Origin of the sequence: Klebsiella sp. GG_Kp175, from assembly GCF_040062325.1 — a bacterium.
Taxonomy (GTDB): Bacteria; Pseudomonadota; Gammaproteobacteria; order Enterobacterales; family Enterobacteriaceae; genus Klebsiella; species Klebsiella quasipneumoniae.
In genome coordinates this window covers 162781-178162 of the sequence record NZ_JBEAFX010000001.1, presented here as the reverse complement: position 1 = coordinate 178162, position 15382 = coordinate 162781, and the positions used below count along the sequence as shown (strand labels likewise).

Sequence of the window (15382 nt, the reverse complement as noted above, 5' to 3'; positions counted from 1 at the left end):
TCCGTCAGAAGTCGTAGTTATTGATGTTCTCTTTGCTGAACACCACGCGCTCCGGCAGCAACACGATACCGTTGCCCTTCGCCTCATACTGGTAGCCCTGCACGCTGTTCGGTTCGACCTTCAGCGAGCCGATATCTTTCACCTCAACGCTATCGCCGACGTTAAGATCGCCCTTTTTCAGTAATCGATCGGCGACGTTAACCGCAATTTTGCCCTGCTGAACCACATCCCACAGGCCAAAGGCTTTCACCGTGCCGCGCTCCACGTAGGGGCGCATCACATTGGGTGTACTAAAGCCGACGATCGCCACGCCCTGACGCTTGAGGTTCTCCGCCGCCTGCGCCGCCGCCGGCAGGGCATTGGCATCCGGCGCGATAATGGCGTCGAGATCCGGATACGCTTTTAAGATCCCCTCGGCAGTTTGCAGCGATTTGGTGGCATCGTTATAGCCAAACTGGGTGGTGACGATTTGCCACTGCGGATGTTCTTTTTCGATTTTGGCTTTGGCTTCCTTCACCCACTGGTTCTGGTCGGTCACCGTCGGGCTGGAGTAGAAAAACGCCACTTTGGCAGCGGGCTTCGTCACCTGCTTTTCCGCCATCTCCACCAGCAGGCCGCCGAGCTGCTGCGGCGTGCCCTGATTGATATAGATGCTGCGGCACTCCGGCTTGGTATCGGAATCCCAGGTCAGGACTTTCACCCCGCGCTGCATCGCCCGCTTCAGCGCCGGACACAGGCCGTCCGGTGAGACGGCTGAGACGATAATCGCGTTGTAGCCCTGGTTGACGAAGTTGTTGATAAGCTGCACCTGGCCGGAGACGCTGGGCTCGGTTGGGCCGTCATAGGTGACATCCACGCCCAGCGCTTTCCCCGCCTCTTTCGCGCCGTTGCCGCCGCTGGTAAAGAAGCCGACGCCGACTAGCTTAGGAATAAAGGCGATGCGGTCCGCCGCTTGCGCGGTTGCCACGCTCATCGCCAGCGCCAGCGCGCTGACCTGCAGGATACGTTTTGTTTTCATTGTTGTGCTCCGATTGTTTTACGCGAGAAAAGACGCCGCCAGGTCGCGCGCACCCATTCACTGTGCAGGCTCAGCGAACGCCCCATCACCACCACAACCAACAGCGCCCCTGACAGCGCGCTCGACACCTGGTTGGGGATGCCGACCATCTGTAAACCCTGTTGCAGATACCCCACCAGCAATGCCGCCAGCGCGGTACCCAGTATCGATCCCGAGCCGCCGTAAATATTGGCCCCACCGAGCACCGCCGCGGTCAGCGCCGGCATCAGCAGGTCACGGCCTAAATCCGAACGCGCCGAGCCGAAATAGGAGACCATCACCAGCGCCGCGACCGCCGAGGCAATACCGACCAGGCCATACAGCACATACGGGATGCCGTTCACCGACAGCGCCGCATAGCGCGCGGCGCGCGGGTTTTGCCCGAGTAAAAAGAGGTGGCGGCCAAAGCGCCCGCGATGGGCCAGCAGCCAGAAGAGAAAGGTGATACCCGCGAACAGCACCAGCGGCAGCGGCAGCCCGCCCAGAGTTAAATTGGCGAAGGCGGTGAAGCTGTCGGGAAAGCCGCCGATCCCCTCATAACCGGTGGCGCCGGCCATGCCGGAAAGCAGCAGCGCGCCGCCGCCGTACAGATACAGCGTCCCGAGGGTGATCACCAACGGGCTGATGCCGGTGTAGTGGATCAGCGCGGCGTTGATTAGCCCGCACAGCAGCCCCAGCAGCAACGTCAGCGACACCGCCAGCCACAGCGGCCAGCCCGCCTGGGTCATCACCCCGAGGGCGATGGCGCACAGTCCGATGGTCGAGCCCAGCGAAATATCGATCCCGCCGCTGATAATCACCAGCGTCAGCGGCAGCGCGACGATGCCGATGCAGATAAAGTCGCTGGTGCTAAAGAGCAGCATATTGAGATCCAGCATGCGCGGATTCAGCGCGCCGAACAGCAGGATTTCCACGACTAATAACGCCAGCAGCGCGCTTTCCCAGTTAAGCTTCAGCTTCATTTAAGCCACCTCTTTGCTTTTGCGTTCGGGAAAGCGGGCAACCTGTTTGCCCCCTTTGTTGCCGGGCTGGAAACGACCGTACTTCAGCGCCCGCTGATGGCGGGCCAGCGCCTGGCGCAGGCGTCCATCAAGCACCAGCACCCCGAGCAGCACCAGGCCGGCGATAAAGTCATTCCACCAGGCAGGAAGGCGGAACAGCACCAGCACGGTGTCGATTTGGGTGAGGAAAAAGGCGCCGAGAAACGCGCCGAGCAGCGTACCGGTGCCGCCGAGCAGCGATATTCCGCCCAGCACGCAGGCGGCGATGGCTTTCATCTCCAGGCCGCTGCCGGTCTGATTGGGCACAAAGCCAATCTGCGCGGCGAAGACGATCCCGGCGCAGGCCGCCAGCATACCGTTGAGGGTAAAAGCCAGCATCCGTGTGCGATTGACCGCCACGCCCAGCTGGCGGGCAGCGGCGAGGTTATCGCCAACGGCATAGAAATCACGTCCAGAGGCGGTGCGCGACAGCAGCCAGCCGCCCGCCAGCAGCAGCGCCAGCACCAGCCAGCCCAGCGGCGACACGCCGATAAACGCGGGCTCCGAGAGCGATTTCAGGCTGTCGGGCAAGCCTTCGATCCATTTCCCTCCGGTCCACAGCAGCATCACCCCGCGATACAACCCCAGCGTGCCGAGCGTCGCGACGATCGCCGGAATGCGCAGCCCCACCACCAGCAGGCCGTTAAAAGCCCCGGCCAGCGCGCCTATCGCCAGCGCGAAGGCGATCGCCGTCGCCAGCCCGTAGCCGTTGTTCAGCGCTACCCCAACGGCGATGGCGCTCAGGCCAACGGTGGAGCCCACCGACACGTCGATATTGCGGGTCAGCATCACCAGCGTCGCCCCCAGCGCCAGCAGGCACAGGATTTGTGAGCTGGCGAAAATCATCGCCAGCGTCTGCAGGCTGAAATAGGCCGGATTGAGCGCCACCAGCACGGCAAACAGCGCCACGATGGCAAAAAAGGCGCTCAGTTCGCGATTCTTGAATAACGTTTTCATGCCTGCCCTCCGAAGGCCAGGGTCATCATGCGATCGACGGTCACCGCCTGCCGCGCCAGCTCGCCGCTGTGGCGGCCCTGATGCATCACCAGCACCCGGTCGGCCAGACCGACGAACTCCTCCACATCGGAAGAGATCATCAGCACCGCCACATTTTGCGCGGCGACGCTTTTCAGCAGCTGATAGATATCGGCGCGGGCGGAGACATCCACGCCGCGCGTCGGCTCATCGACAATCAGCAGCAACGGATTAGCTTCCAGACAGCGCGCCAGCAGCACCTTCTGCTGGTTGCCGCCGGAGAGAGTGCGTACCGGCTGGTCGCCATCGGCCAGCTTGAGCCCCAGCGCCCGGTGATAGCGCTCGACCACCGCCGCCTCCCGTTTCCCCTGCTGCCACCACGACGGCTGATTGAACATCACCGTGTTCCAGCGCACCGGCGCATCGAGAAACAGCCCGGAGACCTGGCGGTCTTCCGGCAGATAGACCAGCCCGCTGGCCAACCTGGCGCGGGTGCTCTCCTGACTAATCTCGCGGTTCTCCAGCCAGATCCTCCCGGCGCGCGGCGGACGCAGGCCGTATAAGGTTTCGGCAAATTCGGTGCGCCCGGATCCCACCAGCCCGGCAAGGCCGACGATCTCCCCGGCGCGGATCTCCAGACTGAGATCGATAAAACCTTCGCCAGTTAGATCCTCCACCCGCAGCACGGGAAAATCCTGCGCCTGGGTACGGCGATTGCCCGGTAGCGCCAGCCACAGCTTTTGCGTGTCGCTCAGCGCATGGTCGCGGCTGGCCGGCGTCATGGCGCTGATAAGCTGTTGGTCGCCGTAGCCCGCCGTTTCGCCACTGAGCACCACTGCCCCGTCGCGCATCACCGACACATGGCTGGCCAGCTGGCGGATTTCCGGCAGTTTGTGCGAGATAAAGACGATCCCAACGTCCAGCGCCTGTAACGCGCGGATCTGGCTAAACAGTCTCTCGGTTTCACCCGGCGTTAAAGAGGCGGTGGGTTCATCCAGGATCAGGATCCGCGCCTCGCGCATCAGGCCGCGCAGGATCTCGACCATCTGTTGATCGGCCACTTCCAACGTGCTGGCGCTGGCATCGAGGTTGATCTGGCAGTTCAGCTGCTGCAGTTTTTCCTGCAGCCGCGCGGTGGTATCCGCCCGCTTCGGCAGACGAAAGAGAATGTTCTCGCGCACGCTGAGGTTGGGAAACAGCATTGGCTCCTGCGGCACCAGATAGATGCCCAGCTGGTGGGCCAACGCCGGGTTAAGGCGCGCAAACGCGCGTTCGCCGATCGTCAGTTCACCGCTATCCGGGGTTTCGACGCCGGCGATGATCTTCATCAGCGTCGATTTACCCGCGCCGTTGCCCCCCATCAGCGCATGCACCTGGCCCGCGCATAGCGTAAAGTCGATGCCCTTCAGCACGGCAACGCCGGAGAACTGTTTGCGGATCTGGCGAGCTTCAAGCAGTGGCTTCATCGTCGCGCCTCGTTTGAACAAATGATTTTTAAATTTAATAATGTTCAAAAGCGTAGACGGTGAACTATATTTACAACCGTGCGAAGATCACAGTTTGGCGCTTTAGATCGTCCGGAAAAAAGCGGCCAGAGATGAAAGATCCGTTTTGCCAGTCGGCTCACACTTTCCGGCCGCGCAATAGCGAACATATGATCTAAATTTTTATAAGAGTTCAATTTATGAGCGAAAAACGCATTACGGAAGACCATCGCTACGCCGGGCTGGCGTTAGCCGAGGAAGAGCTGGTGGCGCGGGTGGCGTGGTGTTACTACCACGACGGCCTGACGCAAAACGACATCGGCGAGCGTTTGGGGCTGCCGCGGCTGAAGATTTCCCGCCTGCTGGAGAAAGGCCGCCAGTCCGGGGTGATCCGCGTGCAGATCAACTCGCGCTATGAGGGCTGTCTGGCGCTGGAAAGTGAACTCCAGCAGCGCTTTGGCCTCAAGATTGCCCGTGTGCTGCCGGCGCTCAACACCCCGCCGGTGAATACCCGGCTGGGGATCGGTGCCGCGCAGTCGCTGATGGGCATTCTGCAACCGGGACAGCTGCTGGCGGTCGGCTTCGGCGAAGCCACCATGAGCTGCCTGCAGCATCTCAGCGGCTTTATCGGCTCGCAGCAGGTGCGACTGGTCACTCTCTCCGGCGGCGTCGGCCCCTATATGACCGGCATCGGCCAACTGGATGCCGCCTGCAGCGTCAGTATTATTCCGGCGCCGCTGCGGGTCTCGTCGGCGGAGGTCGCTGAGATCCTGCGCCGCGAATCCAGCGTGCGCGATGTGATGCTGGCGGCGACGGCGGCGGACGCGGCGGTGGTTGGCATTGGCGCTATCGATCAGCGGCGCGACGCGACCATTCTGCGCTCCGGCTATATCAGCGAGGGCGAACAGCTGATGTACGCCCGCAAAGGGGCGGTCGGCGACATTTTAGGTTATTTCCTGCAGGCCGACGGCCGGCCGGTAGAAGGACTGGAGATCCATCGGGAACTGCTCGGCGTGACCCTTGATGAGCTGGCGCAGCTGCCGACCATCGTCGGCGTCGCCGGGGGAGAACAAAAAGCGCAGGCGATTCATGCCGCTCTGATTGGCAAGCGCATTAATGGCCTGGTAACGGAAGAGACAACAGCACGCGCGGTGCTCGCACTGGCCTCCTGACGGCCCGGCGCCGCGCGACAACAGTGAGGCGCATGTCATGAGTTACCTGTTAGCGTTAGATGCCGGGACCGGCAGCATACGGGCGGTCATTTTCGATCTTAATGGCCGCCAGCTGGCGGTGGGCCAGGCCGAATGGAAACACCTGAGCGTCGATAACGTCCCCGGCTCGATGGAGTTCGACCTTACCACCAACTGGCAGCTGGCCTGCCAGTGCATTCGCCAGGCGCTCGACGCCGCCCGGCTCTCTGCCGCCGATATTCAGTCCGTCGCCTGCTGTTCGATGCGCGAAGGGATCGTCCTCTATGACCGCAACGGCGAGGCCATCTGGGCCTGCGCCAACGTTGATGCCCGCGCCAGCCGCGAAGTGGCGGAGCTTAAGGAGATCCACGACTATCGTTTTGAATCCGAGGTGTACGAGGTCTCCGGGCAAACGCTGGCGCTCAGCGCCATGCCACGCCTGCTGTGGCTGGCGCACCATCGTCCCGATATCTACCGCAAGGCGGCGACTATCACCATGATCAGCGACTGGCTGGCGGCGAAGCTTTCCGGCGAGCTGGCGGTCGACCCGTCAAACGCAGGCACCACCGGCATGCTCGATCTGTTCAGCCGCGACTGGCGTCCGGCGCTGCTGGATATGGCCGGGCTGCGCGCCGATATGCTCTCGCCGGTGAAAGAGACCGGCACGCTGCTGGGCGCCGTCACCGAAGCAGCAGCCCAGCAGAGCGGCCTGCGCGTCGGGACGCCGGTGGTGATGGGCGGCGGCGACGTGCAGCTCGGCTGCCTCGGGCTCGGGGTGGTACGCGCCGGGCAAAGCGCGGTACTCGGCGGCACTTTCTGGCAGCAGGTGGTCAATCTGCCGCAGGTGCGCACCGACCCGCAGATGAATATCCGCGTCAATCCTCACGTGATCCCCGGCATGGCGCAGGCGGAATCGATCAGTTTCTTTACCGGACTGACCATGCGCTGGTTCCGCGACGCCTTCTGCGCTGAAGAAAAGCTGATTGCCGAGCGTCTCGGCGTCGATGCCTATTCGCTGCTGGAGGAGATGGCCAGCCGCGTACCCGCCGGTTCCCACGGCGTGATGCCTATTTTTTCCGACGCCATGCACTTTAAGCAGTGGTACCACGCTGCGCCATCGTTTATTAACCTCTCCATCGATCCGGAGAAGTGCAATAAAGCCACCCTGTTCCGGGCCCTGGAGGAGAACGCGGCGATTGTCTCCGCCTGCAACCTGGCGCAGATTTCGCAGTTTTCCGGGGTGACTTTCGACAGCCTGGTGTTTGCCGGCGGCGGCTCTAAAGGCGCGCTGTGGAGCCAGATCCTCAGCGACGTCACCGGCCTGCCGGTGCGGGTACCGGTGGTCCGCGAAGCCACTGCCCTCGGCTGCGCCATTGCCGCCGGCGCTGGCGCCGGGCTGTACGGCGATATGGCCAGCGCTGGAGAAAAGTTAGTGAGCTGGCACCGCGAATTCAGCCCTAATCCGCAACATCGCGAGCTTTATCAGGAGATGATGAGTAAATGGCAGTCGGTGTATGCCGATCAGCTTGGTCTTGTCGATAGCGGGCTGACAACATCGATGTGGCAGGCGCCGGGTCTGGAACGCCGCCAGCGCGTTGCGTCTTCCCCCTCACCCTAACCCGGTGGGAGAAGGAACCGTCCGGCGCTGGCCTGAATATCGGTGCCCGTCTTCGCCCTCACCCTAACCCTCTCCCGGCGGGAGAGGGAACCGTCCGGCGCTGGCCTGGATATCGGTGCCCGTCTTCGCCCTCACCCTAACCCTCTCCCGGTGGGAGAGGGAACCGTCCGGCGCAGGCCTGAATACCAGTGCTGGTCCGCCTTTCTCCCTCTCCCTTTGGGAGAGGGCCGGGGTGAGGGGCAACGCTTCGCCGTTCTTTGAATCCCATCACAATCACCGCACTCCCCTTTTCCCTTTTTCTCCACGACGGCTAAATTAGTAACTCATCCGACCACATAACAATAATTTTACATTGGAAGCCATTATGAGCCGCTATCCGTCGCTTTTCGCCCCGCTTGAGCTGGGCTTCACCACCCTTAAAAACCGCGTGTTGATGGGCTCCATGCATACCGGTCTGGAAGAACTGCCCGACGGCGCGCAGCGGTTAGCGGCCTTTTACGCCGAGCGCGCGCGTCACGGCGTGGCGCTGATCGTCACCGGCGGCATCGCTCCCGCCCCGTCCGGGGTGACCATGGCCGGCGGCGCGGTGCTCAACGATGCCAGCCATCTGGCGCATCATCGCCAGATCACCGACGCGGTACATCAGGAAGGCGGTAAAATCGCCCTGCAGATCCTGCACACCGGGCGCTACAGCTACCAGCCCGCGCTGGTCGCCCCTTCGCCTCTGCAGGCGCCGATAAACCGGTTCACCCCTCATGAGCTGAGCCACAACGAGATCCTCACGCTGATCGATGATTTTGCCCACTGCGCCCAGCTGGCGCGGGAAGCGGGCTATGACGGCGTCGAGGTGATGGGCTCTGAGGGCTATCTGATTAACGAATTCCTCGCCGCGCGCACTAACCAGCGCAGCGATCAATGGGGCGGCGATTACGCGCGCCGTATGCGTTTCGCCGTTGAAGTGGTCAAGGCCGTGCGCCAGCGCGCCGGCCACGATTTCATTATCATCTACCGTCTGTCGATGCTCGATCTGGTCAACGACGGCAGCACGCTGACGGAAGTCACCGAGCTGGCCAAAGCCATCGAGGCGGCGGGGGCGACCATCATCAACACCGGGATCGGCTGGCACGAAGCGCGCATTCCAACCATCGCCACGCCGGTACCGCGCGGCGCCTTTAGCTGGGTCACCCGCAAGCTGAAAGGCGCGGTGTCGATCCCGCTGATCACCACCAACCGCATCAACGATCCGCAGGTCGCGGAGGATATTCTCGCCCGCGGCGATGCCGATATGGTATCGATGGCCCGCCCGTTCCTCGCCGACGCCGAATTTATGTCAAAAGCGCAGAACGATCGTGCCGATCAGATCAACACCTGCATCGGCTGCAACCAGGCGTGTCTCGATCGGATCTTCGTCGGCAAAGTCACCTCCTGTCTGGTCAACCCGCGCGCCTGTCATGAAACCCTGATGCCGGTCCTGCCGGCCAACGCGCCTAAACGGCTGGCGGTGGTCGGCGCCGGGCCGGCCGGTCTGGCCTTTGCCGTTAACGCCGCCGCCCGTGGCCATCAGGTCACGTTGTTCGATGCGCTGCCGGAGATCGGCGGCCAGTTTAATATCGCCAAACAGATCCCTGGCAAAGAGGAGTTCCACGAGACGCTGCGTTACTACCGCACCATGCTCGATCTTAACGGCGTCGATCTGCGCCTGAACACCCGCGTTACGGCAGACGATCTGCTGGCGTTCGATGAGACGATCCTCGCCACCGGTATCGCCCCGCGCCTGCCGGCGATCGCCGGGATCGATCATCCCAAGGTGCTCAGCTACCTGGATGTCTTGCGCGACAAAGCGCCGGTTGGCGAGAAGGTGGCGATCATCGGCTGCGGCGGCATCGGCTTCGACACCGCGATGTACCTAAGCCAGTCGGGCGTGGCCACCAGCCAGGATATCGGCGAGTTCTGTCGCGAATGGGGGATCGATACCAGCCTGCAAACGGCGGGAGGGCTGCGTCCTGAAGGCCCGCAGCTGAGTCAAAGCCCGCGACAGATTGTGATGCTGCAGCGCAAAGCGAGCAAACCGGGCGAAGGGCTCGGCAAAACCACCGGCTGGATCCATCGCGCGACGCTGCTGGCGCGCGGCGTGAAAATGATCCCGGCGGTCAGCTATGAGAAGATCGATGATGAGGGGTTACATGTGACTATCGGCGGCGAACGCCAGCTGCTGGCGGTGGATCATGTGATTGTCTGCGCCGGTCAGGAGCCGCGCCGCGAGCTGGCGGAACCGCTGCGCGCGGCAGGGAAAACGGTGCATTTGATCGGCGGCTGCGACGTGGCGGCGGAGCTGGATGCGCGCCGGGCGATTGCCCAGGGCACGAAGCTGGCGCTGACGATTTAGCCGTGTCCCGGGGGCGGCGCGATGCGCCTTCCCCGGGCTACCACGATAATCCCGCACGCTAGCCCGGCGAAGGCGTCAGCCGGTAGCCCGGCTAAGGCGACAGTCGGTAGCCCGGCTAAGGCGACAGCCGCAAGCCGGGGAAATAGCCACACGGATCAGCGCTGCTTACGCACCTTGGTCGCTTTCAAAATGACAAACTTATTGTTCGTCGCAATCGTCGTGCAGTTACCAAAAGCGCGCTTCAGCTTACGGAAGTAGTCGAGATGACGGTTGCCGACGACGTACAGCTCACCGCCGTATTTCAGGCTGCGGCGGGCGTCGTTAAACATCTGCCAGGCGATATGGTCGGTAATGGCGTGCTGCTGGTGGAACGGCGGATTGCACAGGATCGCCGTAAAGCGGTCCGGCTCAATGCCGGAGAGCGAGTTGTTGACCATAAATTCACAGCGGTCGATATCGTTCGGCAGGTTGTGCTCGACGTTCAACCGGCTGGAAGCCACCGCCATGTGCGACTCATCGGTGAACATGACCCGCGCGTTCGGGTTCTGCGCCAGCGCCTGCAGGCCAATCACCCCGTTGCCGCAGCCGAGATCGGCGATCTCGCCTTCTAAATTAGACGGTAAATGCTGCAGGAAGAAGCGCGCGCCGATATCCAGACCGCTGCGGGCAAAAACGTTGGCATGGTTGTGGATGGTCCACGGCGTGCCGTCCAGCTTCCAGCTGTAGGTTTGCGGCGCATCGGCCAGCTCAGGGGCGGTGAAAACGCAGTGGATCAGACGCGCTTTTTTCCATGCCAGCGAGGTGGTGGTGGTACCGAGAATTTTTTCAAACAGCGCCAGCGTCGAGTTATGCACATCGCGGGCTTTCGCCGCGGCGATAATACGGGTTTCCGGCGTCACCACTTGGCGCAGGGCGCGCAGCTGCTGTTCCAGCAGCGCCAGCTGCTTTGGCACCTTAATCAGCACCAGCGCCGGCGAGGCCGGCAGCGGGCTCAGGCTATCCTGAAAGCGCACGCTCTCTTCATCAATGCCGTTCATCCGTAGGTTGTGGCGGGTCGCCAGCTCGGAAATAAAGGAATCGTTGATGCTGACGGGGTTGCGCTCCGCCAGCGCGCAGGCGAGCGCGCCGAAGCCGTCGTTGAAGATGAGCGTCAGGCCGTCGACGTCATTCACCTGTTGCAGCAGATATTCATCCGCCGCTTCCCACGCCTGAAGCGCTTCTTCTTCAGCGTTAGGTGGGAACCGCTCTAATGTGAATAACTCACCGTTTAACTCTGCCTGGCTCATCGCCTCTCCGCCTCCGGAATAGTAAAACCCGCGAGTTTATACGCAAATCCTGTCCAGTTGAAGAGAGATCGCTGATCATCGCCGCTCAGCGTAGATCGCCCTCGTCATCGGCTTGCAGCAGCGTTATCGACGCGCGGGCGCCGGGCATCAGCTGCTGCAGATAGCCTACCAGCCGCTCTCCCGCCTCTTGCAGGGCCGACAACGGCATCGCCGGCAGGCTTTCGAGAATAAACCACATCGTCTGCGCGCCGCTGTCCAGCCGGGTACGTACGCCCTGTCGCCAGTTCCAGCGTCGGCAGGTTACGCCTATATCATCCCGCCAGATGACTTCGCCCGGCTCCGGATATTCCACCACCGGCTCTGCCGATTTTAGCGTATCGAATGGCTCATCGCCGCGGGCAATGGCCAGCCGCGGTTCGCCACGGTAGGCGGCCAGATTTTCCCCACCGACCGGGACGGCATAGCGAATGCTGATCGCGTTGTAGATATCCACTACCGGATCGATGGCCGGCAGGCTCCCCTCTTTCAGCACCCGCTTGCGCAGCGCCTGCGCCGAACAGGGGGTACGTTTCGCCTTCGCGCCGAAGGCGCTGAAGGCTTCATCCCATGCCGCCAGGTGCGCTTGCGCCCAGGGCACATCATCCTGCTGCACCGCCTGGCAGGCCTCGGCCAGCACCTGCTCCGCGATGGCGGGGTTGGCCACCGGCGCACTCTCCACCACAATACTTAATGCCCGAAAGCCCGGCGCCAGGCGGCTGACCGCAGATTCGATTGACGGCGTCACGCTACGCATTCGATAATCCTGTAATGACCAATTTGTTTCATCATAGTGACCAATGAACGTAAAAGTCAATATAACGACCGATTCAGGAGCTGATGTCGACCAGGTAAGTCGCGCCGTCGCCACGCGGCTGAAGGCCTACCGTAAAGCGAAAAAAATGTCGCTGGACGAGCTGTCGCGCCGGGCCAGCATCAGCAAAGGTATGCTGGTCGAGATGGAAAAAGAGGCCGCCAACCCCAGCATTGCGATCCTCTGCAAACTCGCCGCCGCGCTGGGCGTTTCGGTGGCGGATATCGTCAATGTGGCAAGCGAACCCGCGTTGCATATTATTCCCGCCGAGCAGATCCCCACCCTCTGGCAAGGCCCGCTGGGAGGCAGCGCCAGGCTTCTCGCCGGCACCGCCGGGCCGAATATGATTGAGCTGTGGCGCTGGGAGATGCAGCCCGGCGAAGCCTTTACCTCGCCCGGCCACCCGGCGACGACCTTCGAGCTGCTGCACGTGGAAGCCGGCGCGCTGACGCTGACGCTTGGCGAGACCTGCCGCACGGTGGCGGTCGGAGAATCCGCGGTGGCCCGCACCGAAATAGAGCACGGTTACCGCAATGAGGGTACTGCGCCGCTGGTCTTTACCATGACCGTGGCTGAACTGCCCTCCTGACAGACGTAATGATAAGACGATGACAAAACTCATTTATTTACAGGGCTATCCTGAATCGCTGCTGGCGCAGGTGACCACGTTAATCGAGCAAGACCGCCTCGGCGAGGTGCTGCAAAAGCGCTATCCGCAAGGGCACGACGTTAACAGCGATAAAGCGCTATATCAGTACACCCAGGACTTGAAAAACCGCTTTCTGCGCGGCGCGGCGCCGATCAACAAAGTGATGTATGACAGTAAGATCCACGTGCTGAACAATGCGCTCGGCCTGCATACCGCCATTTCCCGCGTTCAGGGCGGCAAGCTGAAAGCCAAAGCGGAGATCCGCGTGGCGACGGTATTTCGCGACGCGCCGGAGGCCTTTCTGCGCATGATCGTGGTTCATGAGCTGGCGCATCTGAAAGAGAAGGATCACAACAAGGCTTTCTATCAGCTGTGCTGCCATATGGAGCCGCAATACCACCAGCTGGAGTTCGACACCCGCCTGTGGCTGACGCACCTTTCGTTGAAGCGTTCTGCGTAGTCACGCACTGGTTTTGTCATGGGGGCATGATAGAGTGGCGACAGGTTCCCTTTAATGGAGTTCGTCACCGTTTATGATACGTTTCGCAGTTGTTGGCACAAACTGGATCACTAAGCAGTTTGTCGATGCCGCCCATGAAACCGGCAAATATAAACTTTCCGCCATCTACTCCCGCAGCCTCGAACAGGCGCAAGCCTTCGCCAATGACTATCCGGTCGAGCATCTGTATACCTCGCTGGAGGCGCTGGCGCAAAGCGACGCCATTGATGCGGTGTATATCGCCAGCCCGAACTCCCTGCACTTCCCGCAGACGCGGCTGTTCCTGAGCCACAAGAAGCACGTCATTTGCGAAAAACCGCTGGCGTCGAATCTACAGGAGGTCGAGGCGGCCATCGCGGTGGCGAAAGCCAACCACGTGGTGCTGTTTGAAGCCTTCAAAACCGCCAGCCTGCCCAACTTTCTGCTGCTGAAGGAAACCCTCGGCAAAGTGGGTAAACTGCGTAAAGCCTTCATTAACTACTGCCAGTACTCTTCGCGCTATCAGCGCTACCTCGACGGCGAAAACCCCAACACCTTTAATCCGGCGTTCTCCAACGGTTCGATTATGGATATCGGCTTCTATTGCCTGGCGTCCGCTGTGGCGCTGTGGGGCGAACCGCGGGCCGTTCATGCCACCGCCAGCCTGCTGGACAGCGGCGTGGACGCCCAGGGCACCGTGGTGCTGAGCTATGACGACTTCGACGTGACGCTGCATCACTCCAAGGTGAGCGACTCGGCGATCCCCAGCGAAATTCAGGGGGAAGAGGGGGTACTGGTGATCGAAAAAATCTCCGAGTGCCAGAAGCTGGCGTTTGTGCCGCGCGGCGGCAAAGCCCAGGACCTGACGCAGCCGCAGCATATCAATACTATGCTGTATGAGGCGGAGACCTTCGCGCGGCTGGTGGAAACAGAGGATGTCGACCATCCGGGCCTGGCTGTGAGCCGTATCACGGCGAAACTGTCGAGCGAAATTCGTCGCCAGACCGGGGTGATCTTCCCGGCCGATACGCAGCCGCTGGCGTAAAAGAGTGTAAAGGCCCGTCTGGCCGCCATTGACGAAAACCGCCTCGTGACATATTTTGTTACGAGCAAAGGGGAGTAACTTCCTTGCCGGCCGATCGTCATTACGATGCGTGTAATACCGCATCCGGTCGCCGGGCAATCACCAAAGCCCATCGCGATGAACTTTGGTTGTTGTAAGTGAGACCTTGCCGGAAGGCGAGGTCTATGCATAAAAGCGCAGCGGCTGCCGTCTTCCGACGTCAGCCGTTTTTGTTTTTATGTAAGGAATATCAAATGAATACTGTCGGCACGCCGTTGCTATGGGGTGGATTCGCTGTCGTCGTCGCGATCATGTTGGCGATCGACCTGCTGCTTCAGGGACGACGCGGTTCGCATAGCATGACCATGAAGCAGGCCGCTGGCTGGTCTATCCTCTGGGTCACACTTTCTCTGTTGTTCAACGCCGCGTTCTGGTGGTATCTGGTGCAAACCCAGGGCCGCGCCGTCGCCGATCCGCAGGCCCTGGCCTTCCTCACCGGTTATCTGATTGAAAAAGCGCTGGCGGTCGATAACGTCTTCGTCTGGCTGATGCTGTTCAGCTACTTCGCCGTGCCGCCTGCTCTGCAGCGCCGGGTGCTGGTGTATGGCGTCCTCGGGGCGATTGTTCTGCGCACCATTATGATCTTCGCCGGCAGCTGGCTTATCTCCCAGTTCGACTGGCTGTTGTACGTCTTCGGCGCCTTCCTGCTGTTTACCGGCGTGAAGATGGCGCTGGCGAAAGAGGATGATTCCGGCATCGGCGACAAACCGCTGGTGCGCTGGATCCGCAGCCATCTGCGAATGACCGATAAAATCGAGAGCGAGCGCTTCTTCACCCGTAAAAACGGGGTGCTGTTCGCCACGCCGCTGCTGCTGGTGTTGATTCTGGTCGAGCTGAGCGATGTGATATTCGCCGTCGACAGTATCCCGGCGATCTTCGCGGTCACCACCGACCCGTTTATCGTGCTGACCTCGAACCTGTTTGCCATTCTCGGCCTGCGCGCCATGTACTTCCTGCTGGCGGGGGTCGCTGAGCGCTTCTCGATGCTCAAATATGGCCTGTCGGTGATCCTGGTGTTTATTGGCGTGAAGATGCTGATCGTCGACTTCTACCATATCCCGGTCGCCATCTCGCTGGGGGTCGTGGGCGGCATCCTGACCGTCACGCTGTTGATTAACGCCTGGGTCAACAAGCAGCACGACAAGCAGCGCAAACTGCCTGAATAACCTGCCTGGCGCGCCGTCGGCTCCCGCTGGCGGCGCGGTAATCGGCTATAGCTGACCTTCTCATAACGAGAATGCCTGCT

Annotated in this window: 13 protein-coding genes; 7 read left to right on the top strand and 6 right to left on the bottom strand. The window is 61.5% G+C overall.

All coding sequences use genetic code 11. The annotated features are described in order from the left end of the window. Nucleotides 1–4: 4 nt before the first annotated feature. The 4 genes from lsrB to lsrA are packed head-to-tail and all read right to left on the bottom strand — an operon-like array spanning nucleotide 5 to nucleotide 4538. Entirely contained in the window at nucleotides 5–1018 is a 1014-nt protein-coding gene (gene lsrB, locus ABLU73_RS00920; protein ID WP_004206101.1) for an autoinducer 2 ABC transporter substrate-binding protein LsrB, read from the bottom strand. Beyond that, nucleotides 1015–2019 (bottom strand): autoinducer 2 ABC transporter permease LsrD, encoded by a 1005-nt coding sequence (gene lsrD, locus ABLU73_RS00915; RefSeq protein ID WP_264923577.1) that lies wholly within the window; start codon nucleotides 2017–2019, stop codon nucleotides 1015–1017. Before lsrD ends, lsrB begins: the two co-directional genes overlap by 4 nt. Continuing rightward, nucleotides 2020–3054 carry an autoinducer 2 ABC transporter permease LsrC gene (gene lsrC / locus ABLU73_RS00910; protein WP_062914468.1) on the bottom strand — a complete coding sequence of 345 codons (1035 nt, stop codon included), beginning with the start codon at nucleotides 3052–3054 and terminating at the stop codon, nucleotides 2020–2022. Further along, nucleotides 3051–4538: an autoinducer 2 ABC transporter ATP-binding protein LsrA gene (gene lsrA, locus ABLU73_RS00905; RefSeq protein ID WP_264923576.1), complete on the bottom strand. Its 1488-nt coding sequence runs from the start codon at nucleotides 4536–4538 to the stop codon at nucleotides 3051–3053. Before lsrA ends, lsrC begins: the two co-directional genes overlap by 4 nt. Before the next feature lie 218 nt (nucleotides 4539–4756). Between lsrA and lsrR the strand changes: the two genes are divergently transcribed. From lsrR to ABLU73_RS00890, 3 genes are all read left to right on the top strand, one after another. Further along, nucleotides 4757–5728 (top strand): transcriptional regulator LsrR, encoded by a 972-nt coding sequence (lsrR, locus tag ABLU73_RS00900; RefSeq protein ID WP_348850015.1) that lies wholly within the window; start codon nucleotides 4757–4759, stop codon nucleotides 5726–5728. Between the two features lie 37 nt (nucleotides 5729–5765). Beyond that, nucleotides 5766–7364, top strand: a complete 1599-nt coding sequence (lsrK, locus tag ABLU73_RS00895) for an autoinducer-2 kinase (RefSeq protein WP_017900671.1) — start codon at nucleotides 5766–5768, stop codon at nucleotides 7362–7364. A gap of 364 nt (nucleotides 7365–7728) precedes the next feature. Then, entirely contained in the window at nucleotides 7729–9750 is a 2022-nt protein-coding gene (locus tag ABLU73_RS00890) for an NADPH-dependent 2,4-dienoyl-CoA reductase (protein ID WP_348850013.1), read from the top strand. A 155-nt stretch (nucleotides 9751–9905) separates the two neighbouring features. Here ABLU73_RS00890 and rlmG read toward each other — a convergent pair whose 3' ends face one another. Together rlmG and ABLU73_RS00880 are read right to left on the bottom strand one after the other, a co-directional pair. Beyond that, nucleotides 9906–11036 (bottom strand): 23S rRNA (guanine(1835)-N(2))-methyltransferase RlmG, encoded by a 1131-nt coding sequence (gene rlmG / locus ABLU73_RS00885; RefSeq protein WP_065802869.1) that lies wholly within the window; start codon nucleotides 11034–11036, stop codon nucleotides 9906–9908. Between the two features lie 85 nt (nucleotides 11037–11121). Next, complete coding sequence (locus ABLU73_RS00880; RefSeq protein WP_080841436.1) at nucleotides 11122–11829, bottom strand: B3/4 domain-containing protein; 708 nt, start codon at nucleotides 11827–11829, stop codon at nucleotides 11122–11124. A gap of 43 nt (nucleotides 11830–11872) precedes the next feature. Here ABLU73_RS00880 and ABLU73_RS00875 point away from each other — a divergent pair, with 43 nt between their 5' ends. The 4 genes from ABLU73_RS00875 (at nucleotide 11873) to ABLU73_RS00860 (ending at nucleotide 15302) form a co-directional block, all read left to right on the top strand. Next, nucleotides 11873–12475 carry an XRE family transcriptional regulator gene (locus tag ABLU73_RS00875; protein WP_004206112.1) on the top strand — a complete coding sequence of 201 codons (603 nt, stop codon included), beginning with the start codon at nucleotides 11873–11875 and terminating at the stop codon, nucleotides 12473–12475. A 19-nt stretch (nucleotides 12476–12494) separates the two neighbouring features. Beyond that, nucleotides 12495–12995: a M48 family metallopeptidase gene (locus tag ABLU73_RS00870; protein ID WP_023319188.1), complete on the top strand. Its 501-nt coding sequence runs from the start codon at nucleotides 12495–12497 to the stop codon at nucleotides 12993–12995. 73 nt (nucleotides 12996–13068) lie between these two features. Next, complete coding sequence (locus ABLU73_RS00865) at nucleotides 13069–14058, top strand: Gfo/Idh/MocA family oxidoreductase (protein ID WP_032456647.1); 990 nt, start codon at nucleotides 13069–13071, stop codon at nucleotides 14056–14058. Between the two features lie 272 nt (nucleotides 14059–14330). Further along, nucleotides 14331–15302 (top strand): TerC family protein, encoded by a 972-nt coding sequence (locus tag ABLU73_RS00860; protein ID WP_004188496.1) that lies wholly within the window; start codon nucleotides 14331–14333, stop codon nucleotides 15300–15302. Nucleotides 15303–15382: the final 80 nt, after the last annotated feature.